Origin of the sequence: Bradyrhizobium erythrophlei (genome assembly GCF_900142985.1) — a bacterium.
GTDB lineage: Bacteria > Pseudomonadota > Alphaproteobacteria > Rhizobiales > Xanthobacteraceae > Bradyrhizobium > Bradyrhizobium erythrophlei_B.
In genome coordinates this window covers 138,242-163,850 of record NZ_LT670849.1, presented here as the reverse complement: position 1 = coordinate 163,850, position 25,609 = coordinate 138,242, and the positions used below count along the sequence as shown (strand labels likewise).

Genomic DNA, 25,609 nt, shown 5'->3' with positions numbered 1-25,609 from the left:
TTGCGGAACAATTTTAAGAGGGCAACGCTATCAAGATGAATGAGAAGGTCAGTCGGATCGAGGCTATCGTTGGTCGCAAGGTCAAGCGCGACATCACTCGAATGACGCAATTGATGAAGGGGAATCTTCAAAAGGCGGCGGAATCTATCCTGAACGCGCCTGATGCCCACGTCGGTATCGTAACCGGCTTTTTTATTCACCATGCGACCCCACCTTCGCCGGAGACGGATGGTCTGATAGGAATGGGGCATCTTGCCGCCGGGCTCGCGAGCGCAGGTCTACCGGTTACGGTTATCACGGACGCTCCCTGCGCAAAGGCGGTATGGGCCGTGGTTAACGCCGTCCCGGAACAGATTGACCTGGAGGTGGCGGCGACAAACGAGAGATCGGTGTATCGCTTACGAAAATCTCTTGAAAGTGCCGATCGACCCATCACGCATCTCATTGCGATCGAGCGTGTCTCGCCCGCGGCCGATGGCAAACCTCATCGTGAACATGGATGGGATATGTCCGGGGAGACCGCGCCGCTGCATCTCCTTTTCGACGATCTGACCTGGCAGCGGCGCTGGATCACCATCGGGATTGGCGATGGTGGCAATGAGATCGGAATGGGGTCTTTGCCCGCGGACGTCGTCGAGGCGGAAATACCCAACGGCCGAGTTATCGCAGCCACGACGCCAGCCGACTACCTTATCGTGGCCGGGGTATCGAATTGGGGGGGCTATGGGCTTCTCGCGGCCATGGCCTGCCTGCAACCGGAGAAAGCCTCCGCGTTACTGCGCCATTTTCATCGAGATATGGATCATCGCCTGCTATCGGCGGCCGTCGAGATTGGGCAGGCGGTAGATGACAGCCGGGTAGATAGCCCAGGACGGCCGCAAATGAGCGTTGACAGAATTCCCTGGGAACAACATGCGATTCTGCTCGAGGAGATTGCGGCAGTCGTGGCCTGACGAGGCGACGGCGGAGCGGGCCGTCACTAAAGCCATTGGAGAACTGGCCGAATTTTCAAACCGCGCGACGCGCGGTAGGGCGCGAGATGCATGATCCCCAGCTTCGCGCATGGTCACCGGGTCTCACTACGGCTTTTCTATTGCCGCGCTCCCCGCAGCCGATTTAAGGTTGCGGTTTCAAACCGGGGAGTGCGGACGTGGCGACAGGCACAGTAAAGTGGTTCAATGCGACCAAGGGGTACGGATTTATTCAACCCGACAAAGGCGGCAAAGATGTATTCGTGCACATTTCAGCCGTTGAGCGGGCTGGCCTAAGTACTCTCAATGAGGGTGCCAAAGTCAGCTACGACGAGGCGGAGAACCGCGGGAAAACTTCAGCGGAAAATCTAAGAGTTGGCTAGTTAGTCACTTCGAGCCAGCCGAATTGAACCCCGACGGGTTTTCGTTCCGACACGCCGAAGTAGGTGAAAGCGACAGGCTTGAGTGGGCTAACAGTCCGTCCGAGGATGTCGAGTATTGGGCGGCTTGGGGGTGTGCAAATGTCAAGCGCGATGGACTCGATCGTCGACGCGTACGTGCGGTTGAAGAACCGAGCGGCGTTGGAAGAAATGCGGATGCACCGCCATCGGTTGAAAGTGAATTTGTTCTTGCACGGCGAGGAACGGCGCTACGACGTGAGCCCTGCTATTCGATCTTTCGATGACGATTTGTCCGTGATTGAAGCCGGCATTGAGCGCTGTAGGGATTGTTGACGCGGATGATCCATGTTGGCTAATCAGTCAGCCATGGCTTATCAGGGGAGCGAGAAGATCACGATGGTCGCGTTGCCGGTGCCGCCAAAGAAGCCGGAAACGACACCAGAGGTGGTCGCGACAAATTGCTTATCGCCGATCGCATAGCTGATTACGCCGCCGCCCACCGATCCACCCGTGTTGAATTTGTATAGTGTTTTGCCGGTCGCCGCATCGATTGCAAGGAAGTTGTTGTCGAGATCACCCGTGAACAGCACGCCGCCCGATGTAGCAGTGACGGCGGCGACCAACGGCGTCGGCCACTGCTGTGTCCAACGCTCTTTGCCGCTCGCCGCATCGATCGCACGCAGCCAGCCGCGTGCCTGATCGCGCGGATCGGGCGTGACCGAGCCGCCGTAATAGTGCGCGTTTTGGGTGTAGGACGGTAGGTCTGGCAGTCGGGTGAACGTGCCGCACCAGTCGACGGTGGCGACGTAGATCGTTTTCGTATCGGGGCTGTAGGCCGGGCCATTCCACTCCATGCCGCCAAGCAGGCCGGGGCAGCCGTGGGCGCCGTCGAGCGACGGCTTTTCCTCAAAACCGGTGCGCGTCGTGATCGGCAGTTCGTAGAGTTGCTCGTGTGTATCGCGATCGAGCATGCGCAACAGGCCATCCTTGCCGCTGACCGTAACCAGATTGCGCGCGTTTCCGTTTACCGTCGCACTGAACAGCGGGCTCACCTGCGAAAGATCGCGGTCGTTGACGTCGCCCGGCCCGAACTGGTGGAACCACAGCAGTTTGCCGCTCTTTACGTCGAGCGCGACAAGCGAATTGGTGTATAAATTATCGCCCGGTCGCGCCTGACCATAGAAATCCGGCGACGGGTTTCCGACCGGCACGTAAAGCACGCCCTTTTCCGCATCAAGCGCAACCGGCGTCCACACGCTGCCGCCGCCGTGTTCGCGCGAAGCGGGATCTTTCCAGCTATCCGCGCCCGGCTCGTTCGCATCGGGAATCAGGTTGAACTTCCAGATCGGCTCGCCCGTGGCGAGTTTGAACGCCCCGATCCAGTTTTTTGCGCCCCAATCCGCGCCGGCCGGGCCATAGATAATAGCGTCGCCAAAAATCAACGGTGGCATCGACAGATACTGGCTGTGCGCCGGATCAGCAATCTGCTGGCTCCAGACGAGTGATCCGTCGGTCATGTTGAGCGCGATCAGAAAACCGTCGGGCGTGCCGCGCACCAGGCGGCCGTCCGCGAGCGCGACGCCGCGATTGGCTTTCGACAACGGCGTCGCTTTAAGTTCCCAGGTGTTCGTCCACTTTTCGCGGCAAGTGGAAGCGTCGATCGCAACTGTGACATTGTCGACGGTGAAATACAAAATGCCTTTATAAACCAGCGGACTCGCTTGTAGCGAGCCAGTCGTGTTCGAACGATAGATGCAGGCTGCGCGCAACTCATGAGCGTTCGCCGCGGTGATCTGGTTGAGCGGAACAAAACGCTGGCCGGCATAGTCCCTACTGGCATACAGCCAGTCGTGGGTATCGGTCGCAGCGTGCAGCAGTTCCTCGCTTGTCGGTCCAGCCGGTAGTGGCGTAGCTGCCTTAGGTGGAGCCGCAGCACCGGCGGCGGCCGCGGGCGGGCCGGCAAGGGTGGCCAGATAGGCGATCGCATTGGCACGCGTCGTTTCGTCGGCGATTTCAACGGGCATCGATGTGCCCGGCACCTTGGCAGTTGAGTTGGTGAGGAACTGATCGAGCGTAGTCGCATCCCAGATCAGGTTTGCGTGGGTCATCGCGGGCGTGTACGCGTAGCCCGCGAGGGTGCCAGATTTGCGACCGATCACGCCGGCCAGTGAGGGACCGAAGCCGTTCTTACCGATGACCGTGGTGTGACAAGCTGCGCACTGGTTTTCAAACGCGGCCTTACCGGCTACCGCATCCCCGGCGGCGTGCGCGGAACTTACGGCGAAAAGCAGAGTAAGGGCAACGACGAAGCCGGCACGCATAGCGTTCTCCAATTTCTGGTCGTTGGAAGGCCGCGCAGTATTGCAGCGTTCCGCTGGGCGTCCTCCATTATGCTAGTTTGTAAAACACAACTCAAGCAAGCGCCGATAGCTGAATACATTGGGTTCGATCTCCTCGCGTGCGTAGGCGTAGCTTGCGCGAAAAAGGGGCCATCCGGTTCTCATCAGTGAGTGGACAATTCCGTCCTGATTCAGGACGGCTGCTTCGAATAGCAATTTGGGATGGTTGCAGGTCCCCGATTTTAACCTACTAACCACTAGCTAGATGGGGAGCGTCCATTCTGACTGCGCCTTGCGTCGGGGTTGCGCGCGACGCTGAAGCAATCCAGAATCGTCCAATGTATACAGTCCGGATAGGCTCCGCCTGCATTCTCGGCGCTCCCGTCGTCGCCATTGCGCTTTTGGCCGTATGTGGACCTTGCTTGGCAGCGGACGAGGCGACGATCGCTCCCGCGGATATGCCAGTTGTCGGTACGATCGATGAACGTTTTCAGTCCTTCAATATCGAAATGGTCAGCGTCACCGGCGGACCGTTTTGGAAGCCCTACGCCCCCAGCGAGGAGTCGACGCCACACAAGAATAGAGATTTGCTTGCGGTCCGATCGCCTATCGATCTCGGAAGCGCGCGATTGAGGAAGTACGCCGCCGCTCTGTCGCCCGCCTACCTGCGCGTCAGCGGCACCTGGGCCAACACGACGTTCTTCCCCGGATCCGGCGTCACGTCGACGCGCCCACCCGCGGGATACAAGAACGTGCTGACGCGCCACCGGTGGGACAGTGTGATTGACTTTTCGAAGGCGGTCGATGCGCCGATCATTACGTCCTTTGCCATCGGCCCAGGCACGCGCGACTCGAAAGGAATATGGAAGCCTGATCAGGCCCTGGAAGTCATTTCCGCAACCCGCAAAGCCGGCGGCCGTATCGTTGCAGCCGAGTTCATGAACGAACCAGACCTGCCTGCGATTGGTGGCGCGCCTGCCGGCTACGACGCAGCCGCCTTCGCGCATGATTTCCAGGTGTTTCGCGCTTTCATGAGACAAGCGGCGCCGAACGTCATGATTCTCGGGCCAGGCACCATGGGTCGCTCACCCGATGATTCCGCGTTTTTTCTGGCGTCGGCATCTGGCATCGACGCCGTTTCCTATCATTTCTACGGGGCGCTATCGGAGCGATGCGCCGGCGGGCATACGGCTGACATCTCATTGTCCGACGAGTGGCTCGCGCGCACCGAAAAGACATTCGCGTTCTATGCTGCGCTACGCGACCGCGCCGCAGCGGGCAAGCCAATCTGGCTTACCGAGACGGCGGAAGCTGCGTGCGGCGGAGATCGCTGGAGCGCGACTTTTCTCGATAGCTTTAGATACCTCGACCAACTCGGACGGTTAGCCAGGTCAGGCGTACAGGTCGTGATGCACAACACGCTGGTAGCGAGTGATTATGGCCTTCTCGACGAGATGACGCTAGTGCCGAGACCGAACTATTGGGCAGCGCTGCTGTGGCGGCAATTGATGGGGACGGTTGTGCTTGATCCGGGCCTGCCGGTCCAGCGCGGCTTGCACGTCTATGCGCACTGTCAGCGTCGGATATCGGGCGCCGTGGCATTACTCATCATCAACAACGACCCTCAAACATCGCACGAGCTTATCCTGCCGAATTCTTCAATGCGGTTCACGTTGGATGCCGGAACCTTGCAGGACGTTGCGGTGCGCCTGAACGGCGCGGCATTAGCGGTGGAGGGGTCGGATCAGCTGCCCAAGCTTGCGGGCGTGCCGGCGAACGCCGGTTCGATAAGGTTCGCGCCAGCGACGATTACTTTTTTGGCGGTTCCTGACGCTGGAAACCGAAATTGTACTTAGTCGTGAAGAGACTACGCCGCATTGGGCTTACATTGCGACGCGTGCGATAAGCGCAGTCTGGGACGTGCTCGTCGCGGACAGCTTATGTTCGAGAAGCGTGCTTCCGCTAACGACCCAAGCGGGCGGACCAGCCGTCTCGCGCCGAGTAGGGCGGCTTATGGGGGTAAGCAGACCTTGGCAGTTGAGCGCCGACCGCCGAAAATGACCCACAGCGGCTCACTCTACCCTGTCAAATGTCAGGGTTGCCGCAATGGTTTGCCCCGTTCGCGAGAATATGATCGGAGGTGTTGTGATCGTCAGGGTTTTCTCCTTGATCTCGAAGTAGCGAATTTGCTCGCGACCAATCCATTCTGGTCGCCAAGAAGTGAGGATATGATAACTCACCTTGTTTCCCTCGGCGACATAGGTCCCGGCATATGCGCCAACAATCGCCCTGTGAACGTCCGCTCGCTCCGCATCAGTGTAACTTCCGGCCGCGGGGGGTTTTAATTCACCAGCGGTAAGAAACATGACCATATGCCCGCCGGGAGTATATTGGATATATCCCGTCGGGTGGTCACCGTATGGGTGGCTGGTCTCCTTCGTATCCAAAAAGGTCATTGAGAAGCTCGTAAGCAGCCATGTGCCAACGATGGAGTTTTCGGCGGAAGCAGCGGGCCAAGTTCCGGCCCAGATAGCTGCTGCAGTAAGGATGGCAACGATGCTATTTTTCATGCGTGTCTCCTCCCGAAAATTGGTGAGCCTTCTTAGGATGCAACGCGCGTCGAAACCTTTTTGTCGAAATGCTTAGCGGGCGTAGAGCAGAAAAATCTCGAGGGCTTGTCGGTATGTCTACTTAGCCGATGAAGAGTGTCGTGAATATCCTAGGACCGGTAACGGTGACTGCGAAGGAAAATCCAGGGAAACGAATTCGTAACGTGACTGCATGATCGAACCCCGTTGTTTGATCAAATACAGGATCTCATTTCGCTACAAACAGATGTGAGCAGGTTCACATTGCGGTGCAAAAACGCTGTTTCACAGTGGCGTGCCATCCGCGCCAAGGACCAAACCCTCATCGGAAGGCGCAAATGACAGGGTCAATCACCCGACGCGAAGCACTTTTGCGGACGGCGGCTCTTGCATCGGCCAGTATGAGTCTGGCCGCACCTTTGACGGGCATCGCCGCGCCTCTAACCAAGTCGGCCCGCAGTGAGGAAATCGACAGAGAATTACAGGCAAGAGTCAGCGCCCGAGAAATACCCGGCGTAGTCGCGATGGCCGCGAACCAACAATCGGTGATCTATGAAGGAGCGTTCGGCTTCCGCGACACGGTTACGGCGTCACGTATGTCGAACGACACGATCTTCCGCATCGCCTCGATGGTAAAACTGCTGACGTCGGTCGCCGCGCTACAACTCGTGGAGCGCGGCAAGCTGAAGCTTGACGAACCGGCCGGCAATATCGATCCGACACTCGGATCGGCCCAGGTTCTCGCCGGTTTCGATGCGGAGGGGATTCCGCAACTGCGCCCAGCGCAAAAGCCCATTACGCTGCGCAACCTGCTGACGCACACGTCCGGGTTCAGTTATCTGCTTTGGGATCCGAATGTCGTTCGCTATCTCAAGGTCGCCCGCAGCAATCCGGCGTTGCCGCGCATGCCGCTGATGTTCGAACCTGGTTCCAGGTGGGCCTATGGCGGCAGTCTCGACCGGGTCGGTCGGATGGTGGAAATCGCAGGCGGACAGAGCCTAGATCGCTACTTCAGCGATCACATCACCGGACCGCTAGGCATGATCGACACAGGCTTCTCGCTCACGGGGGAACAGCGCGCGCGTCAGGCCCTGTTGCACGTGAGGGACGCGCATGGAAAACTTCTCCCCCAAAGTTTGGAAAAGCCGGATGTTCCGAAAGTGTTTTCCGGAGGAGGTGGCATCTATTCCACAGCGCCGGATTATTTGACCTTGCTGCAGGCGTTGTTGAATGGCGGAAGTCTCGGCGAGAGAAGTATCCTTCGGCCGGAGACCGTTGCCCTGATGTCTGAAAATCAGATCGGCAACCTTGAAGCAGGGATCCTCAAGACGACAAACCCGGCGCTATCGAATGACGTCGATTTTTTTCCGGGTGTTCGGCTGCGATGGGGGCTTGGACACATGATCAATGTCGCTCCGGTCCCCGGCGGACGCAAAGCAGGCAGCCTCACATGGGCCGGTCTGTTCAATACATATTACTGGATCGACCCGGCGATGCGTATCGCCGGTGTGATCATGATGCAGATTCTCCCCTTCGCCGATCGGCAAGCTCTTAAGGCCTATCGGCAATTCGAACACGGAGTTTATCGCGTGCTTGGACCAACATGAAAAATGTCCATAACGCTTAAGGAATTCAAACTGATCGCCAAATAGTTATGACGGCCGATGCAGGCCGTTGGACCAAGCGCCGTGAACGACGGCACCGCCGCCGCGCCAGCAAATCCTTTGCTGGGACGCCGGCGGCGTGCACGCTAGCGCGTCTGAGAGCTGTACCGCTTCGAGTGTGTATGGCACTCAGTTGCCGGCAGGCTCGACCTTCGCGTCGTCTCTCCAATTGTATCCCGTATTCGCGTTTGAGGGAGTGCTCAGCTGGTTATAGGCTCCACGAAAGCTGTCGTGGTGCGCGTGACGAGCATGCCGCTCGGCGGCTGCTGCCATCTGGACAGTCGACGCTGCAATCAAAGAAGTGGCGAGAACGGTCAGAATGATCTTTCGCATTTCAGTCTCCTATCGTAGGCGCTTTGCCATCAGGCGATTGCCTTGGCTTCTCTGCGCATTTTCGAGATAGGGACAGGCGCGCGATTTGATTATTGGTGGGATTAGGGGAGGACCATCCATCGGGACCGGATAATCACGCTGATGTCAAACGCAATACGGGCGATTGCACGGCGGCGTGATGTATCCATTCGAATCCTCTTGATGAGCGGAGCTTCGTCCGATCGAAGCGGCGCGTACGCCCGTTTGCTCACCAGGGATTGATCAGCCTCTGTTGCCTGGCACTGCTGTCGACGAGGGCGTCGATAAATCTGCGGACTTTTGCCGACAGATGATGGCGATGCGGATAGACCGCGCTGACCGCCAATTGCACTGGCCGGTAGTCAGGAAGCAGACGAACAAGTCGACCCGTTTCGAGGTCGCCGGCAACAAGAAAGCCCGCCGCCAGACTGATGCCAGCGCCGTCAAGCGCCGCCAGCCGCAGCATCTCGCCGCTGTTGGTGAGCAGGTTGCCTGAGACCGATGCGACGGCGGGCGCGCCATCGCGGTCGATAAAATGCCATCCGTCCTGAAATGGATAATGCACGTGCTTAACGCAATTGTGGTCAGCGAGTTCGGACAGTTGCTGCGGCGATCCGTACTTTTCGCGATAGGCAGGCGAGCAGCACAACACATGACGCCACGTGGCGAGGCTGCGTACGATCAGGTTTGAATCGGGCGGCGGCGCGAGTTGAATCATCACGTCATACCGCTCGTCGATCAAGTCGACGGCCCGTTCGCCCATGACCACGTCGACCTTGACCTCGGAGTACGAAGCTAGAAATTCGGACACCGCGGGCGAGATGAACGGGATCATATGAGTGGACGTGTAGACACGAAGCGTGCCCCGCGGCGTCGACTGCGAAGCACTGGCGATGCCATCTGCATGTTCGAGTTCGGCAAGGATGTGCGTACATTGCTCGTAATAGGCCTTGCCGACTTCGGTGAGGCTGACCTTACGTGTCGTGCGGTTGAGCAGCCGCGCGCCGAGCCGGTCTTCGAGAGCCCGTACGTGGTTGCTTACCATCGTCGTCGACATGTTGAGGTGGCGTGCAGCCGCGGAAAATCCGCCGCTATCAGCAACCTGGACAAACGTCGTCAGGCTGGTCAGCCGGTCCATGGGTACCTCCGATTATCCACTCCTGCTAGATAATGCTTTCTATATTTCCATAATTATCAGACCACGTGCGGCATTGCATATCTCGGGTGGAACGGGAGGACGCCGTTCTCTCCTAGAGGGTGCCATGTCAAATCTATCTTATGTTACTGATTTACCTGCTAAAACAGGGTTCAGGCTCTCCCGTCAGGCGATCAAGCGCGCCGCCCTAGGGCTGGCTCTGGCCTTGGGTGTCGCCGGTGCGGCTGATTTCGGCCACTACTATCTGACAACCGGGCGGTATCTACAGTCGACCGACGATGCCTACGTCAAGGCCGACTCCACGATCGTGTCGCCGAAGGTCTCCGGCTATCTCTCCGAAGTGCTGGTTGCCGACAATGAGTCCGTCAAAGCCGGGCAGTTGCTGGCCCGGATCGACGATCGCGATTTCAAGACCGCACTCGATCAGGCGCGCGCCGATGTCAATGCGTCCGAAGCCGCGATACGTAACCTCGATGCGCAGATCGCCCTGCAGCAGCCGTTGATTGAGCAGGGTGGAGCCGATGTGGCGGCCGCCGAGGCCAACCTGAAGTTCGCGCAAGAAGAACAGGCTCGCTACGACGACCTGATGAAAAGCGGCTCAGGCACCGTTCAGCGTGCTCAACAGACCGACGCGGCCTTGCGCGAAAAGATCGCACAGTTGCAGCACGGCAAATCCGGCCTGCTCGCAGCCCAGAGGAAGGTCGACGTCCTCACCACCGACCGTGCCAAAGCCGTTGCCCAATTGGATCACGCCCGCGCGGTCGAAGCGCAGACGGAGCTGAACCTCTCCTATACGCGGATCATTGCACCGGTCGACGGTACTGTCGGCGCGCGTACACTACGGGTCGGTCAGTTCGTGCAGGCCGGCACGCAGCTGATGGCGGTTGTTCCGCTCGATGCGGTCTACGTGGTGGCCAATTTCAAGGAAACCCAACTCACCCATGTGCGCAATGGTCAACCCGTCGAGATCGAGATCGACAGCTTCCATGGCACCAGGCTCAAGGGTCATGTCGACAGTCTGTCGCCGGCAAGCGGTCTCGAATTCGCTCTGCTGCCGCCCGACAATGCGACCGGCAATTTCACCAAGATCGTGCAGCGCGTGCCGGTGAAGATCGTGCTTGACGATCGCAGCCTGACCGGGTTGCTGCGCCCCGGAATGTCGGCAGAGCCGACCATCGACACCAAGGCCACCGCAGTCGCCGCGCGCCGGTCGAGCAGCTGGTTTGCGTCCAATGCCACTCCGCAGTCGCGCCAAAAGGCGGCCGACTGAAATGCTTCATCGTTCAACGCATTCCGCTTCTGTCACCCAAGGGGACGGCCATGACCACGCGCCAGACCACTATCAACACCGCATCATCGGACCTTGGTAGCGATCGCTCGCGGGTCGATCTCGCATCGGGATCGGCGGCTACTTCTCAGGCGGTGTCCGTCAAGACCTGGATAGCGGTGTTCGGCGCGACCCTCGGCGCCTTCATGGCGGTGCTCAACATTCAGATCGTGAATGCATCGCTCGAAAACATTCAAGGCGGGATCGGCGCCGGCATCGACGATGGTGGCTGGATTTCGACCTCTTATCTGATCGCCGAGATCATCGTGATTCCGCTGAGTGGCTGGCTCGCGCAGGTATTCTCGATCCGCGTCTATCTGCTGACGAATGCCCTGCTGTTCCTCGTGTTTTCCGCCGCCTGCGCGCTGGCGCAGGATCTGTCGCAGATGATCGTGCTGCGCGCCCTCCAGGGCTTTTTTGGCGGCGTGCTGATCCCTATGGCCTTCACCCTCATCATCACCTTGCTGCCCAAGACGAAACAATCGATCGGTCTTGCGATGTTCGCGGTGTCGGCGACGTTCGCGCCCGCGATTGGGCCGACGATCGGCGGCTATCTTACCGAGAACTGGGGTTGGGAATACATCTTCTACGTCAATCTGGCGCCGGGCGTGCTGATGTTCGGCATGCTGTGGTTCTCGCTGGAGGCCAAGCCGATGAAGCTCTCGCTGCTGCGCGAGGGCGATTGGCCCGGCATCGTCGCCATGGCGATCGGCCTGGGCGCGCTGCAGACCGTGCTCGAGGAAGGCAACAAGGACGATTGGTTCGGATCGGATTTTATCGTGCGGTTGTCGGTGATCGCCGCTGTCGCACTGTCGCTATTCTTCTGGATCGAGCTGACCAGCAAGAAGCCGCTGTTGAATCTGCGTCTGCTCGCCCGCCGCAATTTCGGTTTCGGTGTCCTCGCCAACTTCCTGATGGGCATCGCTTTGTACGGATCGGTATTCATCCTGCCGCAATATCTGACGCGGATCCAGGGTTACAATTCCGAGCAGATAGGCTTGGTCCTGGCTTGGACCGGCCTGCCGCAACTGGTGCTGATCCCGCTGGTGCCGCGGCTGATGAAGCGCTTCGACGTGCGATTGATTATCGGCATAGGCTTCGCGCTGTTCGCCGCCAGCAACTTCATGAACATCTACATGACGCCGGATTTTGCATCCGATCAATTGTTCTGGCCCAATGTTGTGCGCGCCGTCGGACAGGCGCTCGCCTTCGCCCCGCTCTCCGCCGTTGCCACTTCGGGTATCGAGGCAGAGAATGCCGGTTCGGCGTCTGGGCTCTTCAACATGTTGCGCAATCTCGGCGGTGCGATCGGCATCGCCTTGCTGCAGACGGTTCTAACCAAGCGCGAGCAATATCACTCCAACGTGCTGACGCAATCGGTTTCCCTGTTCGAACAGGCGACTCGCACCCGGATCGATCAGCTCACGCAGTATTTCATGAACCATGGTGTCATCGATCGGGTTGACGCGGCGCATCGTGCCTATGTCGCGATCGGCAATGTCGTGCAGAAGCAGGCATTCATCCTGGCCTTCAGCGACACGTTCTATCTCTTGGGAATAGCCTTGGTCATTGCGTTGATTGCGTCTCTTCTGCTCAAGAAACCTGGTCACCTCGAAAGTGGCGGCGCGCACTAGCAACCTTTTCAATGGAGAGTCCTGCCTCAAAGAGTCGGCTAGTGCCTTCGTGCCGCAGGTCATGAAAAAGCAGATCCTCGGATCCCAAAGATTCTTTCAGGGCCTCCAATACGGCTGCCTTAGATCGGCGGGGAGGGCGGCCGACCTCGTGCATGTCTTGGACGTGCAGGTCGATGATGTCGCCGAAGGTTCGAGCCTTTACGACAGCACGCGGCTTCGGTGACCCACTGCGATCAATATTGCGCTCCATGTCGAGCGCCCATTCCTCGCCGTCCTTGCGGCGGCGAAAGGTCTCTGCCACGTAGCGGTTCTTCCGACGGACTTGGACGCGCCAGTTCCCGGACGGCAACTGCGTGAAGCTGGCCACGGGCGTTTGCACTCCCTATTTCGTGTGCGCTATGTGTGCGCAGAGAGGTCAAAACGGGTACAAACGTGTGCAATTTCGTCTAGTTTGGGGTGCCCATGTTCTTCCTTCATCCCATTGAGATGGCAGGTTAAATAGTTGAAATATCAAGATTATCGATTTTCTTGCGCACCCATGATGGATTGGACTGACCGGCATTGCCGCGTCTTCCATCGCCTGATGACGCGCCGTGGACGGCTGTACACGGAGATGCTGACATCAGGCGCCATCATTCATGGCGACCGGCGGCGGCTATTGGCGTTCGACCAAAGCGAGCATCCCGTGGCGCTCCAGCTCGGCGGGTCCGACCCGCGCGACCTCGCGACCTCGGCCAGGATCGGCGAGGATTTTGGCTACGATGAAATCAACCTCAATGTCGGCTGCCCGTCAGACCGGGTGAAGGAAGGCCGCTTCGGCGCCTGCCTGATGGCGGAGCCTGAGCTTGTTGCCGCCTGCGTGGCTGCGATGAAGCAGGCTGTGGTGATCCCTGTGACGGTCAAATGCCGGATCGGCATCGACGATCAGGACCCGGAAGCAGCCCTCGATACGCTCGCGCGCGCCGTGGTTGCGGCAGGTGCCGACGCGTTGATCGTTCATGCCCGCAAGGCCTGGTTGAACGGGCTGTCGCCAAAGGAAAACCGCGATATTCCGCCGCTCGACTATGATCGCGTGTACCGGCTCAAGGCGGCAATGCCTGGCGTACCCGTCATCATCAACGGCGGCATCGGCAATCTTGAAGAGGCAAAGCAGCACCTCGCTCATGTCGACGGCGTGATGCTGGGACGCGCGGCCTATCAGGAGCCGTGGCGGCTCATCGACGTCGATGCCGAACTGTTCGGCGAGGCGGCGCCGTTCGCCACCGTGAAGGACGTGTTCGAGGCGATGATGCCCTATATCGAGCGCGAGCTCAGCCTGGGTACGCGGCTGCACTCCATCACGCGGCATTTTGTCGGCGCGTTCCACGGCGTGCCCGGTGCGCGGGCGTTCCGCCGTCATCTCGCCGAGCACGGCGTGAAGCAAGGCGCGGGCGTGGATGTATTGAAGGCTGCGATTGCGCTGGTCAGCGACCGCAGTCCCGCAGCCATCGCTGCCTAATTTACGGATAGCCGCGCAGCATCAGGCTGTCGGCACGCACTTCCCAGCTTTCCAGCCGGTCGAGAAACTCATTCCGAGCAGATTGGGTGGCGTCTCCCAGTGGGAGAGCTATGCGGGAGTCTGGATGTCGCGAAGCTCGGCGTAGCTCAGCGCGCGCAGAGACGCTCCGTCGAAATAGACGAAACGCAGGCGGCGGCGGCGCGAGACGAAATTCGACGGCAGCGGATCGTAGCGGAAGGTGCCACCGCCGACATGCGGAGTGAGGCTGCCGACGTCGGTGAGTGCGTCGATCTCGACCCGCAGCAGTTTCAGGTTTTCGCCGTCGGCCGCGATCTCGAACGGGATTCGCGCCAAGCGCAGGAAGCTTGTGGGATCCGCCGCCTGAAAGAAGCCATCGACAAACGCCGCCTCAACCTTGTCGAGGTCGGGCTCTGGTCCAATCGCGTGTTCCTTGGCGCCGTCCGGCTGGTGTGGCGTCTGCCATTGCACGGGCGCGCGGTGGGAATGAAGATGGTTGTGGCCGGGGCCGTGCGGCGGATGACCAGGGTGGTGGTGTTCATGGTCATGAGGATGGTCATGTTCGTGATCATGCCCGTGGTCGTGGTGATGGCGATGCATGGTGGCCCTCAATATGCAACCGGCTTGTTAATGATCTTCTTGTGGCTGCCGAGCTTGCCGTGGGCGACCATCGAGCCCAGTGCCTCGACCACAACGCGCACGCCGATCAGCGCCGTGATGTCGGACGTGTCGTAAGGTGGTGAAACCTCGACCACCTCGAGGCCACAAAGGCCTTCGGCAGCGACCAGCCCGAGAATCTTCAGAGCTTCACGCGGCAGGAAGCCACCGGGCTCCGGCCAGCCGGTGCCGGGAACGAAGCCGCAATCCAGGGAGTCGACGTCGAAGGAGATGTAGACGGCGTCCGCATCCTTCCACGCCAGTTCCAGGGCAATCTCGGCGGTCTTTTCCAGTCCGATCCTTTCGATATCGGCGATCGTCAGCACGTTGGTGTTCCGCCTGCGCGCCACCTCGACGCCTTCGCGCGGTACCTGCCAGCCGCCAATGCCGAGCTGCACCAGATTGGTCGGTGAAACGTTTGGCAGATTGGTTGCCCAGTACCATGGCGTGGTGTGCATGCGCTCGTCGAGATCCTTTTCCTGGATATCGATGTGGCGATCGAAATGGATGATGCCGATCTTCTTGTCGGTGCACTGCGCGATGCCGCGGACGCAGGGAAAACCGATCGAATGATCGCCACCGAGCATGATCGGAAGCGCACCGGAAGAGAAGACATGGGCCACGCCGCGCGAGATCTGGTCAAAGCTCTTTTCGAGGTTGGCCGGAATCGTAAAGACATCGCCGGCGTCGCACAGCGTCATCTGCTCGCGCAGATCGACGCCGAGCTCGTAATTGTAGGGCGTATATAGCGCGGAGATACGCCTGATGCCTTGCGGCCCGAAGCGGGTGCCGGGGCGATAGGTGGTGCCGGAATCGAAGGGGATGCCAATCACGGCGGCGTCGTATTTGCTGACGTCGCGCACATCCTCGACATAGGGCGCTTTCATGAAGGTGTTGATGCCGGCAAAATGCGGCAGCTCGCCTCGCGCAAAGGTCGGGATATCGCGGTCGGTCAAGCTCTCGGCGCCGGGCAATCCCATATCCAGCGCCCACTGTCGCTCCTTGCGCCAGCGGGCGTGAGGCAACTTGCCTTCGGCTTCCAACGACTGCCAGCCTTGCGTTGCCATCTTGTCGAAGTCGGGATGATGTCGGCGTGTCCGCCGTGGCTGCGGCCACAGGCCGGCGCGGCGCGCATGGCGTGTACGGGTTTCGAACAGCATGGATGAGCTTCCTCTCTGATGTCTTATGGCCGGATTTCCGCTTCGGCCTTGGTGAAACCCAAAACTGGCACTGTGCTGTCGCGGGTGAGATCCAAATCGTAGGTGATATTCGCGCCGAACCGTTCGGGCGCCTGTGGGTCGTGTCGCGTTCGATCGAGCGCAATCAGCCGCGTCGCAAGACCGAAAGCCTCCTTGATGTCGTGGGTGACCATAACAATCGTCATCTTCAGATCGCGCCACAACGGTTTGATCAGCGCATGCATCTGGGCGCGCGTGCCGGGATCGAGTGCACCGAAGGGTTCGTCGAGGAGCAGTACGCGCGGGCGCTTGGCGATCGCCTGCGCAATCGCAAGCCGTTGCTGCATGCCGCCCGACAGGGCGCTGGGATATTTATCGCGATGCTGACCGAGGCCCACCGCCTCGATCAGCGCGAGGCTCTTCTCGATCGCCTTGCGCCTGGGTTCGCCAAGCAAGCGTGCGGTAAATCCGCGCTCGGCGAGCTCGTAGCCGAGCAGGACATTGCCGAGCACGGTGAGATGCGGAAACACCGAGTAGCGCTGGAACACGATGCCTCGGTCTGGTCCAGGCTCGGCTGGAAAGGGCTTTCCGTCGAGCAGGACACGACCCTGCGTCGGTCGCTGTTGGCCGAGGATCAGGTGCAGGAGGGTGCTCTTGCCGGCTCCGGAAGGACCGACGACTGAGAGGAAGGTTCCGGAGGCGATCTCGAGATTGATGCGTTCGAGAACCACCTGATCGCCAAATTCGACCCAGACGTTGCGGAAGGACAACGTGCTCATTAGCGCGCTTCCTGTTCATACGCCCAGGGAAAGGCGCGTCGGCCGATCAACGACAAGGCGAGATCGAGAAGGTAGGCGAGCAGCGTGATCCAGGCGACGTAGGGCAAGATCACGTCCATCGAAAGATAGCGGCGAACCAGGAAGATGCGATAACCAAGACCGGCGTCGGCCGCGATCGCTTCCGCCGAAATGAGGAACAGGAACGCCGGCCCGATCATCAGCCGCAGACACTTGATCAGGCGCGGCATGATTTGCGGCAGCACCACGCGGATTGCGACCTGCCAGGTCGAGGCCCCCAGAGTCTGTGCTTTAATGAGCTGTTCGCGTGGCATGCCCGCCACTTCGAGCGAGATGTCGCGAACCAGCATCGGCGTGATGCCAACGATGATCAGCACCACCTTCGACAATTCGCCGAGGCCGAACACGATAAACAGGATCGGAAGCACCGCCATTGGCGGAATCATCGAGAGCACCGCAACCAGCGTGCCAAATCCTGCGCCCGCGACCGGCAACAGGCCGATCGCAATCCCCAGTATCAAACCGGCCAGCGCCGAGATGCCGAGTCCCAGCGCAAGGCGCCGCAGGCTGGCTGCAGTGTCCGTCCACAGCACATAATCGCCGGAGCGCCGGTCGGGTTCGGCAACCAGCCGTTTTGATGTCACGACCATTTCCGAGACCGGGGGCAGCAGCTTGTCGTCAGGATTGGCGGCGCGCCGCTCCGCTGATCCGATCACATAGATGATCGCAATCAGGATGAACGGCAGCATAGCCAGAATGATCCGGGCGCCGCGTCCGGGAACGACGTTCATTACGCGTGTAATAGGATGCCCTCCTCGACACCGCAAACTCGCTGGCAGCTGTTGCCGGCGGCAGATGCAATGCCGGCAACAACGCTGTCAAGCGCGGAGTTGATCAGAGCTTTCCGTCCGCGGCGAGCTTCATGTAGCTCGGATCGAAGCGAAGCTTGACGTTCTTGGCGGAGCCAAGCGTCTTGGTCGGCGTTTCGATACCAACGGCATCCTTCGATGTGACTTTCTCGCCGAGCAGGTTGTGCTCGAAGGAGAAGCCACGCACGAGGTCCATGGTCTTCACCAGGTCCGGCCCTGTCACGAAGCTGGCCGCGTCCTTCGGGTCATAATACATATGAGTTGTCTTGAGCTGGCTCTCGAAGCCGGCAAGATCGGTGCCCGAGAGCTTTGCCATCGCCTCGCGCGCCGCCTTGCCCTTCTCGCCCGTGTCCTTCATCAAGGCGATGGTGTCGTACCAGATGCCGACCAGCGCCCTGGCGAAATCCGGATTGTCCTTCAAGGTCTGGGTGTTGACGACAAGGAGATCCTCGATCTCGCCGGGTATCTTGCTGGAATCGTAGACCAGCGTCGCCCCGGGTTCCGACTTCACTTCGAGAAGCTGTGGATTCCAGGTGACGATTGCCGTCGTATCCTTGGTTTTCGATGCGGCCACAATGTCAGCGTCCGAGGTGTTGACGATTTTGATGTCCTTCTCGCTCAATTTCACCGTGCTCAATCCTCGCGCCAGCAGGTAGTGCGAGACCGACAGTTCGACGAGGTTGACTTTCTGACCCTTGATGTCGGCGAGCGTCTGGCCTTTCTTCAAGACGATGCCGTCATTCCCGTTCGAATAGTCGCCCATGATCACGGCGGTGGTATCGACGCCGCCAGCGGCCGGTATCGTCAGCGCATCCATGTTGGTCACGGTGACGCCATCGAACTTGCCGGCCGTGTACTGATTGATCGATTCGACATAGTCGTTGATCTGCGTGACGTTGATCTTGATGCCGTATTTGTCTGCCCATTTCTTGACAATGCCGGAGTCAGCCGCATACGGCCACGGCATCCAGCCGACATAAATTGTCCAGGCAATATTGAACTCGGTCTTCTTTTCGGCGAGAGCCGGCGACATCGATGAGGTCGCCAGCAGGCAGGCAGCAGCTACGGCAGTCAGTACGCTTCGTGATTTCAGCATTTCCAGTTCCTCATCGGTTTGATGACCGCGAACTGGCAAACGGACCTGAGTTGCCTGCCAAGCGCGGCCACTGAGGTCTCCCGGGCTTTTATCCCGCCGTGCACGGAGGTTGGACCTCCGGCGGCAACTCTCGGACCAGACACTCCCGTGAGGAAATCGGAACCCTAGCTGCCAACTCTGCACGCTATCTAGCAATCGGCGTGCCAAAGGCAAAGGCTTTTTGATTCAGCAAATCATCTAGTGCGATTGCATGGCCAGTCCGCCTTCATGGTCATCGGTGCTCTGCTCGGCTGGCTATTTACGAAGGAGGAAGTCTGCCTCATCTGCTGGTCCGGGATTGGCCTGGACTTTTCCGGAATGTATGATCGGCATCATATTCGGCGCTCGGCTGCTTCTTTGACCCGCGAATGGCTAAATGTTTGACAGGGCGTGGCCGCGAGCGACGGAAAAGCTGGGTTTTCTGTTGGCACGCTTTTCGCTTTTCAGTTGATGCGACTAGGGTTCCGGCTGCTCGTTGAAGCGGTGTCTGGTCCGAGAGTCGCAATCCGGCCCATTCAGGCCGGACACACGGCGGGATAAAAGCCCGGGAGGTTCACACCGAGGGGGAACGTTTCGTTCCTTTCGGCGAAGCCTCCGCGTTGCGCTTCCACCGAAAGGCTCAGCATCCCTCTTGGACAGGTTTAGATCCTGATCGGGGGGTTCCTGAGTATGAATATCTTCTACATTGCCAAGGCGAGGAATTGGCTGCCGGAATGGCGTCCGGCATTGGGCGGCGCGTCGGTGGCGATCCTGCTTACGAGCGGCGCCACCGCGGCGGACCTCGCATATAAAGCCCCGGTAGCGCAGCCGTCCGCACTATACGACTGGACAGGTTTCTATTTCGGCGCTCACACAGGTTACGCATGGGGGAATTCAAATTGGACCGCCAGTTCGGGCGGAGCCGTCACCGACAGGGGCTTCGTCAGCCTGGCGCAGGGCTATGATGGGAACAACCAGGGTGGAAGCTGGTTCAACGGCATACAAGTTGGTTATAACCGCATGCTCGCCAACCGCGTTGTGCTTGGCGTGGAAGCGGATGTCAGTGTTTCATCCTTTCTAAATTACTATGGCAACAGAATCGGTAACACCGTCCCCGTGTTGGGGGGCACCGCGAGCTATAGCGACAACGTGTTCGCTTCCGGCACGGTGCGGGGCCGCATCGGCTATGCGCCCGGGAACTGGCTGTTTTATGCGACCGGCGGCTTTGCCTGGACTTCGGAGAATTACCTGCTGGCGCCCAGCACCGATTCCTCTTTCCAGCAACGAACGGGCTGGGCGGCCGGAGCGGGTATTGAAGGACCGCTGCTGCCGCATTGGACTGTGAAGGCCGAGTACTTGTTCACCGGCTACGGCAATAACAGACCCGTAAACTTCCTGACCTCGAACCAGCAGTTCACCTCGAACCTGTCCGAGCAGGAGGTTCGCGTAGGCCTGAATTATCATTTTGGCGAGAAGGACCCGCCGCCCACTAACGGTTTTTTCTCTGATCCGGACAGGTTCAACATGCACGCCCAGGCCACATACACATGGCAGGGCTATCCCGCGTTCCGGAATCCTCCGGGATCTCTCGTTATAGCCTCACCGCCATTTTTGGGCTTCCCCGGTGGCGGAGAAGCCCGCTCGATCGGCGAGGCTACGCTTTATGCGGGCATGCGGCTATGGAACGGCGCTGAACTCTGGATTAATCCGGAGATTGATCAAGGCCTCGGGCTTGGTAACAGCATAGGTGTTGGCGCCTACGTCAACGGCGAGGCCTTCAAGATCGGCTCGTCCGAACCGTATGCCAAGATACAGCGCGCTTTCATCCGGCAGACGATTGATCTTGGCGGCGAGAAGGAGAAAGTGGCGGCCGATATCAATCAGTTCGCCGGAACCCAGACCGCGGATCGCCTTGTATTTACCTTCGGCAGGCTGGCCCCGATCGATATTTTTGACACGAACAAATATGCCGGCAACTCCAGAACCCAATTTTTGAACTGGGGATTCCTCTACGCGCTGCCATTCGATTGGGGCGGGGACGCCTGGGGATCCGGCTGGGGCGCGGTCGGCGAATGGTACACAGGCCGCTACACGTTCCGCTTGGGATGGTTCGACACGGAAAAGTCGGCAATCGCCGACAACCTCCCCACGTCGACAACTTTTGGTGTTGATCCGACGTTCAAACAATTTGATATCATGGCTGAATTTGAGGAGCGGCATGAGCTGTGGGGACAGCCAGGTAAATTCAAGTTCAACGTCAATTTGATCAGCGCTAACTTGGGTACCTACTCGAATGCCATCTTCGATGCGCAGGCTAATTCGCCGTGCTCGATCGCGTTGGCGGGGGGCGTAGCCGGGTTTCCTGCGTTAGCCTGCGTGCGTCATTACACCCAAAAGGTCGACGCACACATCAATATCGAGCAGGCTATTACACAAGATATCGGGATCTTCTCTCGAATTGGCTGGGCGCCGGGTTATATCGAGGATCTTGCGGTTACGGACAGTAACTTCTTCGCCTCCGGCGGCGTCTCCGTGACGGGCAGAATGTGGGGGAGGCCCGCCGATACGATTGGGGCCGGTTATATCTACAACCGGATTTCCAAGGCCGAGCAGAACTATCTAAATCTCGGAGGCCTCGGTTCGTTTGTCGGAGACGGACTCTTGCCCAACCCTCGGGCCGAGCAGGTCTTGGAGGCCTATTACAGTTGGCAGCTGAACGCCTCGACAGCTGTCACCTTCGATTACCAGTACTTTGCAAACCCCGGCTTTAATGGCGATCGTGGGCCGATCAACATTTTTGCGACCCGCATCCATTGGCAGTACTAGGTGTTTCTCCTTGGGGATCTAAAATCCCTCGCCTTCAGTGAAGGCTATCGCTCGTCGCATTTGCGACGAGCAGACGATGCGAAGCTGCAAGCCCAACAGCCATCGCAAGTACGATCTCAAGGTTCATCTCATTTGAGGTGCTCACCGGGGTACTGTCCGTATCGAGAGAGGAATTCGTCGCTGTCCATTGAGGGCAAAAGCAGCTATCCCCGACCTCCCAGTCCCGCAGCCATCGCTGCCTAATTTACGGATAGCCGCGCAGCATCAGGCTGTCGGCACGCACTTCCCAGCTTTCCAGCCGGTCGAGAAAACTCATTCCCAAAAGGTTCGTCTTCATCTGTCCGTGCGGCACCACCAGTGCTGGCACCGAGCGCTCGACCAGCTTGCCGATCGCAAGCCGGTCCAGCGTCAGCCGCGCAGCCTTGGTGTGGCCGCCCGCGGTCTCGACGTCGACGTCGTATTCAAGCAATTCGAGCGGAAGCCCGATCGCCTTTGCGGTCTCATAGGTGAGCACGACCGAGGTCGCGCCGGTGTCGATCACCATCGGCGTGTTGACGCCGTTGATCCTGGCTTGCAGCGCGAATTCGCCGCCTTGTGCGCGGCCGATCTGCACAGCGCGGATCGATGCCCCGTGCGGCCGCAGCAGGTTCGAGACGGTGCTTGAGACCGTGCTTTTGGCGCGCGCGATCTGGTGGGGATCGCCATAGGCGACGACGGCGCCGGCGGTGGCGAGCAAAACGGCCAGCACAAGCAGGATCCGGCTCACAGCGCACCTCGCCGGTAGCTCAGCCGGTCTTCGAACGATTGGCCGGGGCGATCTGCTGCAAGCCGGCTTGCTCCATTCGCGCCGGCAATTCCGCCATCACGGTCAAGCGCTCCGCATTGTCCATGCGATGCCAGCGCGCGATCTCGGCGAGCGTGCGCCCGCAACCGAAACAAAGGTTGGTTCTCGGATCCATCATGCAGACTGCGATACACGGTGTTTCTATGCTCATCGTTTGATAGTGAAGCGAATTAAATGATTTGCCTACCCCTACAACCCGGTTCCGGCGCTCAGGATCGGTTTGTGACGGACGGAGGAAGCAGCGTCAGCGGTCTTGCCGTTCGTGGTTTCCGGTTGCAGCGGTGGCGCATCCTCCGACATCGGGCCGAGCGCCGACATCACCCGCTCCGGCGGGAAGGTGACGATTACCTCGGTGCCGATGCGAAGTTTGGATTTCAGCGTGAAGGTGCCGCCATGCATGTCGATCAGGCTCTTGGCGATCGGCAGGCCAAGGCCCGCGCCCTGTTCGGCCGACTTGATCGAATTGGAGCCTTGCCCGAATGACGCCAGCACGATCGGGATTTCGTCCTCCGCAATGCCCGAGCCGGTGTCCTTGACGCTGAGATACTGGCCTCCGGAAGCAGTCCAGCCGACCTTCAGCCAGATCTCGCCGCCTTGCGGCGTGAACTTGATCGAATTCGACAGCAGGTTGAGCACGATTTGCCGCACCGCGCGCTCGTCGCCCCAGATGCGCGGCATGTCTTTCTCGAACACTTCGTGAATGGTGATGCCGCGGTTGGTGGCGCGCAGCTTGAGCAGGTGGTTGCAGTCGGAAACGACATGCACCAGCGAGACGGCTTCTTCGTTCAGCTCGTAACGGCCGGCCTCGATCCGCGACAGGTCGAGAATCTCGTTGATGAGATTGAGCAGGTGAACGCCGGAATTATGGATGTCGGAAGAGTACTCCCGATAAACCGGCACCGTATGCCCGCCGAAGATCTCGCTTTTCATCACTTCGGAGAAGCCGAGGATCGCGTTCAGGGGCGTGCGCAGCTCGTGGCTCATTTGCGCGAGGAATCGCGACTTGGCGACATTGGCGGCTTCCGCGCGATGCCGGGCTTCATCTGAAATGGCCTTGGCCTGCTCGAGTTCGCCGATCAGGGCGTCCTTTTCGGCGCGCGCTTCCAGCGTCGCCAGCGTCGCCGAATGCAGCCGATGCGCCAAAAGCGCAAAATATCCTTCCGCCGCGAGCGCGAGCAGCGCCAGCACGTAATTGTCGAAGGTGCCGCCGAGCGTGAAGTTGACCGCAATCGCCGCCGTCACCGGCGCCGTCGCCGCAAGGGCTGCGATCGGCAGACTGGCCGCCAGCATGCTCGACACCGCAACGATCACCAGCATCAGGAACATGATGAGCGTATTGGAGACGACGTCGAAGCCGGAAGGGTGGATCAAGAGCGCAGTCCAGCCCAGCCCGTACAGCAGATCGAGAACGATGAAACGGGTACGCCATGTGCGGGTCGCGGCCAGCGACGACGGCTGGGCGGCGATGAACTGGCTGCAACTGCGGATGATGGCGGTGTGGATGCAGAGCAGACCGCAGGTCCACGCCGCGACCGACACCGGTGGCATCCAGAAGCCGAACAACAGGCCGGTCGCCACGATCAGGAGCATGACGACGTAGGAAGCCGACAGACGCGTTTGCGCATACTGCCGGAGCACCTCGCTGTCGAAAGCCGGCCGGGTTCCGCTTGATGATGTTAACCGGTCGCGCGCCTCGCGCACCCGCTGTGCCGAGGCGCGCCGGCTGGCGACGGGCGCCGTGCCAGGCGATTCAGCAGGAAGCTGCACAACCTCTGGCTTTTCAGCGGAATTACTCATCAGACAACACAAATCCTGCCCGCCATTACCCCACGCCCCGGGCGAGCTTTTGCATCGTCTATCTCTTGCGCTAAATCATTAAGAGGGTGCTTAAGAACCTAAAAATTCTCGTTAATAAGAGGTTAAGCGCAGGGCTTGGCGAGGTCGCGTTGCCGGCGATCGCACGGCATCGCAGCAAGTCAGCAAGTGCCTTTGGAACCGTCGTCGAAGAGCCATGTCGGCGGACAGCAAAACCAGGTCCAGGAATCCAGTCTCAGGAATATTGGTTTGTCAGCGGTGTCGTTTCTCATTGGGGGCTGTTTGCCTGACAGGAGAGATGCATGGCGAAACGTGCGATCGGCTTTTTGATCCTCTCGATGCTGACGACATCGTGGCTCGTTGTTCCAGTCGTCACGCAAGCCGAGGCGGCGACGACCAACAAGCATATCAAGAAGAAGATGAGGGTCGTGCACCAGCGTCCCAGCGCCGCCGATCCCTCAGCCAGCCCGTATTCCTCAATCAAGTATGAAGATGATTTCGACCGCAAAAATGCCGGTGGCGGCGGCGGCTATTGAAGCCGGCGCCTTGCTTGGCGGAGCTTGATCGTTCACCCAACGCCGCCGAGCGATCATGCTCGACTTGGGCGGCGCTGGGGCCTTTTCGGATGAGCCGGCGTGGAGCTTATTTCTCCAGCCGCGCCAGCAGGCTCGACGTATCCCAGCGCTTGCCGCCCATCTTCTCGACTTCCGAGTAGAACTGATCGACCAGCGCGGTCGCCGGCAGGTGCGCGCCGTTGCGGCGGGCTTCGGCGAGGCAGATCGACAGGTCCTTGCGCATCCATTCGACCGCAAAGCCGAAATCGTATTTGCCCTCGTTCATGGTCTTGTAGCGGTTCTCCATCTGCCAGGACTGCGCCGCGCCCTTGGAGATGGTTTCGATCACAGACGCAATGTCGAGACCCGACTTCTTCGCAAAATGGATGCCCTCGGAAAGCCCCTGCACGAGACCGGCGATGCAGATCTGGTTCACCATCTTGGTGAGCTGGCCACTTCCCGCGGGGCCGAGCAGCTTGCACATCCGCGCATAGGCGGCGATCACAGGTTCGGCACCGGCGTAAGCCTCTTTGCTGCCGCCGCACATCACCGTGAGCACGCCGTTTTCAGCGCCGGCCTGTCCACCGGACACGGGCGCGTCGACGAACTGGAAGCCGGCCTTGGTGGCCGCCGCATCGAGCTCACGGGCGACCTCGGCGGAAGCTGTGGTGTGGTCGACGAAGGTTGCGCCCTTCTTCATGCCGGCAAAGGCGCCGTCGGCGCCGATCGTGACCGCGCGCAGGTCGTTGTCGTTGCCGACGCAGCACATCACGAAATCCTGGCCTTCGGCCGCGGCCTTTGGCGTCGCGGCGGTCTTGCCCTTGAACTTCTCGGCCCATTGTTTGGCCTTCGCCGGGGTCCGGTTGTAGACCGTCACCTCATGGCCGCCCTTGGCGACGAGGTGCCCTGCCATGGGGTAGCCCATGACGCCGAGACCGAGAAAAGCGACTTTAGCCATTTGTGCAATCCTGGGGTTCTGCCGGCGCATTGGTGGCCGGGCATGATCTG

General features: G+C 59.7%; 24 protein-coding genes, 1 pseudogene and 2 riboswitches. Of the genes and pseudogenes, 10 read left to right on the top strand and 15 right to left on the bottom strand.

The window, feature by feature from the left end; translation table 11 throughout:
• Positions 1-35: 35 nt before the first annotated feature.
• The 3 genes from BUA38_RS00740 to BUA38_RS00730 all read left to right on the top strand — a co-directional run bounded on the left by BUA38_RS00740 (position 36) and on the right by BUA38_RS00730 (position 1,705).
• Positions 36-953 (top strand): glutamate cyclase domain-containing protein, encoded by a 918-nt coding sequence (locus BUA38_RS00740; protein WP_072815952.1) that lies wholly within the window; start codon positions 36-38, stop codon positions 951-953.
• A gap of 197 nt (positions 954-1,150) precedes the next feature.
• Positions 1,151-1,354 (top strand): cold-shock protein, encoded by a 204-nt coding sequence (locus BUA38_RS00735; protein ID WP_072815950.1) that lies wholly within the window; start codon positions 1,151-1,153, stop codon positions 1,352-1,354.
• A gap of 138 nt (positions 1,355-1,492) precedes the next feature.
• Positions 1,493-1,705: a hypothetical protein gene (locus tag BUA38_RS00730; protein WP_072815947.1), complete on the top strand. Its 213-nt coding sequence runs from the start codon at positions 1,493-1,495 to the stop codon at positions 1,703-1,705.
• A gap of 41 nt (positions 1,706-1,746) precedes the next feature.
• Here the strand turns inward: BUA38_RS00730 and BUA38_RS00725 are convergent, their stop codons facing one another.
• A complete protein-coding gene (locus BUA38_RS00725) occupies positions 1,747-3,693 on the bottom strand; it encodes a PQQ-binding-like beta-propeller repeat protein (protein WP_072815945.1) in 1,947 nt (648 codons plus the stop codon).
• A 770-nt stretch (positions 3,694-4,463) separates the two neighbouring features.
• Between BUA38_RS00725 and BUA38_RS00720 the strand changes: the two genes are divergently transcribed.
• A complete protein-coding gene (locus BUA38_RS00720) occupies positions 4,464-5,567 on the top strand; it encodes a hypothetical protein (protein WP_244553166.1) in 1,104 nt (367 codons plus the stop codon).
• A gap of 216 nt (positions 5,568-5,783) precedes the next feature.
• On the opposite strand, the gene BUA38_RS00715 is transcribed toward BUA38_RS00720, so the two are convergent.
• Positions 5,784-6,281 carry a lipocalin-like domain-containing protein gene (locus BUA38_RS00715; protein ID WP_072815940.1) on the bottom strand — a complete coding sequence of 166 codons (498 nt, stop codon included), beginning with the start codon at positions 6,279-6,281 and terminating at the stop codon, positions 5,784-5,786.
• 356 nt (positions 6,282-6,637) lie between these two features.
• Between BUA38_RS00715 and BUA38_RS00710 the strand changes: the two genes are divergently transcribed.
• Complete coding sequence (locus tag BUA38_RS00710) at positions 6,638-7,906, top strand: serine hydrolase domain-containing protein (RefSeq protein ID WP_244553165.1); 1,269 nt, start codon at positions 6,638-6,640, stop codon at positions 7,904-7,906.
• Between the two features lie 186 nt (positions 7,907-8,092).
• Here BUA38_RS00710 and BUA38_RS36405 read toward each other — a convergent pair whose 3' ends face one another.
• The gene (locus BUA38_RS36405; RefSeq protein WP_156898346.1) at positions 8,093-8,296 is read right to left on the bottom strand and encodes a hypothetical protein; all 204 of its coding nucleotides are present in this window, start codon (positions 8,294-8,296) and stop codon (positions 8,093-8,095) included.
• A 247-nt stretch (positions 8,297-8,543) separates the two neighbouring features.
• Positions 8,544-9,452, bottom strand: coding sequence for a LysR family transcriptional regulator (locus tag BUA38_RS00705; protein WP_072815936.1), 909 nt, complete (start codon positions 9,450-9,452; stop codon positions 8,544-8,546).
• A 124-nt stretch (positions 9,453-9,576) separates the two neighbouring features.
• Here BUA38_RS00705 and BUA38_RS00700 point away from each other — a divergent pair, with 124 nt between their 5' ends.
• Positions 9,577-10,740, top strand: a complete 1,164-nt coding sequence (locus tag BUA38_RS00700; RefSeq protein ID WP_072815933.1) for an HlyD family secretion protein — start codon at positions 9,577-9,579, stop codon at positions 10,738-10,740.
• Positions 10,741-10,790: 50 nt separating this feature from the next.
• Entirely contained in the window at positions 10,791-12,431 is a 1,641-nt protein-coding gene (locus tag BUA38_RS00695; RefSeq protein WP_072815931.1) for an MDR family MFS transporter, read from the top strand.
• On the opposite strand, the gene BUA38_RS00690 is transcribed toward BUA38_RS00695, so the two are convergent.
• Positions 12,391-12,798, bottom strand: coding sequence for a hypothetical protein (locus BUA38_RS00690; protein ID WP_244553164.1), 408 nt, complete (start codon positions 12,796-12,798; stop codon positions 12,391-12,393). The two genes, BUA38_RS00695 and BUA38_RS00690, sit on opposite strands and share 41 nt — an antisense overlap.
• A gap of 135 nt (positions 12,799-12,933) precedes the next feature.
• On the opposite strand from BUA38_RS00690, the gene dusA reads away from it, so the two are divergent.
• Positions 12,934-13,929 carry a tRNA dihydrouridine(20/20a) synthase DusA gene (gene dusA, locus BUA38_RS00685; protein WP_072815929.1) on the top strand — a complete coding sequence of 332 codons (996 nt, stop codon included), beginning with the start codon at positions 12,934-12,936 and terminating at the stop codon, positions 13,927-13,929.
• Position 13,930: 1 nt separating this feature from the next.
• On the opposite strand, the pseudogene BUA38_RS36400 reads toward dusA, so the two are convergent.
• The 6 genes and pseudogenes from BUA38_RS36400 to BUA38_RS00660 all read right to left on the bottom strand — a co-directional run.
• Positions 13,931-14,013 (bottom strand): annotated as a pseudogene (locus BUA38_RS36400) (TIGR02281 family clan AA aspartic protease); the annotation flags it as partial.
• Between the two features lie 24 nt (positions 14,014-14,037).
• Positions 14,038-14,418, bottom strand: a complete 381-nt coding sequence (locus BUA38_RS00680) for a hypothetical protein (protein ID WP_172806151.1) — start codon at positions 14,416-14,418, stop codon at positions 14,038-14,040.
• A gap of 137 nt (positions 14,419-14,555) precedes the next feature.
• Positions 14,556-15,764 (bottom strand): agmatinase family protein, encoded by a 1,209-nt coding sequence (locus tag BUA38_RS00675; protein WP_072815925.1) that lies wholly within the window; start codon positions 15,762-15,764, stop codon positions 14,556-14,558.
• Between the two features lie 23 nt (positions 15,765-15,787).
• Entirely contained in the window at positions 15,788-16,561 is a 774-nt protein-coding gene (locus BUA38_RS00670; protein WP_072815923.1) for an ABC transporter ATP-binding protein, read from the bottom strand.
• The gene (locus tag BUA38_RS00665; protein WP_072825691.1) at positions 16,561-17,382 is read right to left on the bottom strand and encodes an ABC transporter permease; all 822 of its coding nucleotides are present in this window, start codon (positions 17,380-17,382) and stop codon (positions 16,561-16,563) included. Before BUA38_RS00665 ends, BUA38_RS00670 begins: the two co-directional genes overlap by 1 nt.
• Before the next feature lie 91 nt (positions 17,383-17,473).
• Positions 17,474-18,544 carry a putative urea ABC transporter substrate-binding protein gene (locus BUA38_RS00660; protein ID WP_072815920.1) on the bottom strand — a complete coding sequence of 357 codons (1,071 nt, stop codon included), beginning with the start codon at positions 18,542-18,544 and terminating at the stop codon, positions 17,474-17,476.
• 75 nt (positions 18,545-18,619) lie between these two features.
• Positions 18,620-18,723: riboswitch (guanidine-I (ykkC/yxkD leader) on the bottom strand.
• A 305-nt stretch (positions 18,724-19,028) separates the two neighbouring features.
• Positions 19,029-19,136, top strand: a riboswitch (guanidine-I (ykkC/yxkD leader).
• 116 nt (positions 19,137-19,252) lie between these two features.
• On the opposite strand from BUA38_RS00660, the gene BUA38_RS00655 reads away from it, so the two are divergent.
• A complete protein-coding gene (locus tag BUA38_RS00655; RefSeq protein ID WP_072815918.1) occupies positions 19,253-21,388 on the top strand; it encodes a carbohydrate porin in 2,136 nt (711 codons plus the stop codon).
• Between the two features lie 244 nt (positions 21,389-21,632).
• Here BUA38_RS00655 and BUA38_RS00650 read toward each other — a convergent pair whose 3' ends face one another.
• From BUA38_RS00650 to BUA38_RS00640, 3 genes are read right to left on the bottom strand one after another with little or no spacing between them, the layout of a single operon-like run.
• A complete protein-coding gene (locus BUA38_RS00650; protein ID WP_072815916.1) occupies positions 21,633-22,154 on the bottom strand; it encodes a TIGR02281 family clan AA aspartic protease in 522 nt (173 codons plus the stop codon).
• A gap of 19 nt (positions 22,155-22,173) precedes the next feature.
• Complete coding sequence (locus tag BUA38_RS00645) at positions 22,174-22,383, bottom strand: DUF1289 domain-containing protein (RefSeq protein ID WP_072815914.1); 210 nt, start codon at positions 22,381-22,383, stop codon at positions 22,174-22,176.
• Between the two features lie 38 nt (positions 22,384-22,421).
• The gene (locus BUA38_RS00640; protein WP_072815911.1) at positions 22,422-24,029 is read right to left on the bottom strand and encodes a sensor histidine kinase; all 1,608 of its coding nucleotides are present in this window, start codon (positions 24,027-24,029) and stop codon (positions 22,422-22,424) included.
• A gap of 320 nt (positions 24,030-24,349) precedes the next feature.
• Here BUA38_RS00640 and BUA38_RS00635 point away from each other — a divergent pair, with 320 nt between their 5' ends.
• Complete coding sequence (locus tag BUA38_RS00635; protein WP_072815909.1) at positions 24,350-24,583, top strand: hypothetical protein; 234 nt, start codon at positions 24,350-24,352, stop codon at positions 24,581-24,583.
• A 106-nt stretch (positions 24,584-24,689) separates the two neighbouring features.
• Here the strand turns inward: BUA38_RS00635 and BUA38_RS00630 are convergent, their stop codons facing one another.
• Positions 24,690-25,559, bottom strand: coding sequence for an NAD(P)-dependent oxidoreductase (locus BUA38_RS00630; protein ID WP_072815907.1), 870 nt, complete (start codon positions 25,557-25,559; stop codon positions 24,690-24,692).
• Positions 25,560-25,609 lie beyond the last annotated feature (50 nt).

Excerpts from the sequence above, each read along its gene's own strand:
- BUA38_RS00715 (WP_072815940.1), bottom strand. The coding sequence starts at position 6,281 with ATGAAAAATAGCATCGTTGCCATCCTTACTGCAGCAGCTATCTGGGCC.
- BUA38_RS00630 (WP_072815907.1), bottom strand. The coding sequence starts at position 25,559 with ATGGCTAAAGTCGCTTTTCTCGGTCTCGGCGTCATGGGCTACCCCATG.
- BUA38_RS00695 (WP_072815931.1), top strand. The coding sequence starts at position 10,791 with ATGACCACGCGCCAGACCACTATCAACACCGCATCATCGGACCTTGGT.
- BUA38_RS00675 (WP_072815925.1), bottom strand. The coding sequence starts at position 15,764 with ATGCTGTTCGAAACCCGTACACGCCATGCGCGCCGCGCCGGCCTGTGG.
- BUA38_RS00670 (WP_072815923.1), bottom strand. The coding sequence starts at position 16,561 with ATGAGCACGTTGTCCTTCCGCAACGTCTGGGTCGAATTTGGCGATCAG.
- BUA38_RS00700 (WP_072815933.1), top strand. The coding sequence starts at position 9,577 with ATGTCAAATCTATCTTATGTTACTGATTTACCTGCTAAAACAGGGTTC.
- BUA38_RS00705 (WP_072815936.1), bottom strand. The coding sequence starts at position 9,452 with ATGGACCGGCTGACCAGCCTGACGACGTTTGTCCAGGTTGCTGATAGC.
- BUA38_RS00640 (WP_072815911.1), bottom strand. The coding sequence starts at position 24,029 with ATGAGTAATTCCGCTGAAAAGCCAGAGGTTGTGCAGCTTCCTGCTGAA.
- BUA38_RS00645 (WP_072815914.1), bottom strand. The coding sequence starts at position 22,383 with ATGAGCATAGAAACACCGTGTATCGCAGTCTGCATGATGGATCCGAGA.
- BUA38_RS36405 (WP_156898346.1), bottom strand. The coding sequence starts at position 8,296 with ATGCGAAAGATCATTCTGACCGTTCTCGCCACTTCTTTGATTGCAGCG.
- BUA38_RS00725 (WP_072815945.1), bottom strand. The coding sequence starts at position 3,693 with ATGCGTGCCGGCTTCGTCGTTGCCCTTACTCTGCTTTTCGCCGTAAGT.
- BUA38_RS00730 (WP_072815947.1), top strand. The coding sequence starts at position 1,493 with ATGTCAAGCGCGATGGACTCGATCGTCGACGCGTACGTGCGGTTGAAG.
- BUA38_RS00655 (WP_072815918.1), top strand. The coding sequence starts at position 19,253 with ATGAATATCTTCTACATTGCCAAGGCGAGGAATTGGCTGCCGGAATGG.
- BUA38_RS00635 (WP_072815909.1), top strand. The coding sequence starts at position 24,350 with ATGGCGAAACGTGCGATCGGCTTTTTGATCCTCTCGATGCTGACGACA.
- BUA38_RS00740 (WP_072815952.1), top strand. The coding sequence starts at position 36 with ATGAATGAGAAGGTCAGTCGGATCGAGGCTATCGTTGGTCGCAAGGTC.
- BUA38_RS00710 (WP_244553165.1), top strand. The coding sequence starts at position 6,638 with ATGACAGGGTCAATCACCCGACGCGAAGCACTTTTGCGGACGGCGGCT.
- BUA38_RS00660 (WP_072815920.1), bottom strand. The coding sequence starts at position 18,544 with ATGCTGAAATCACGAAGCGTACTGACTGCCGTAGCTGCTGCCTGCCTG.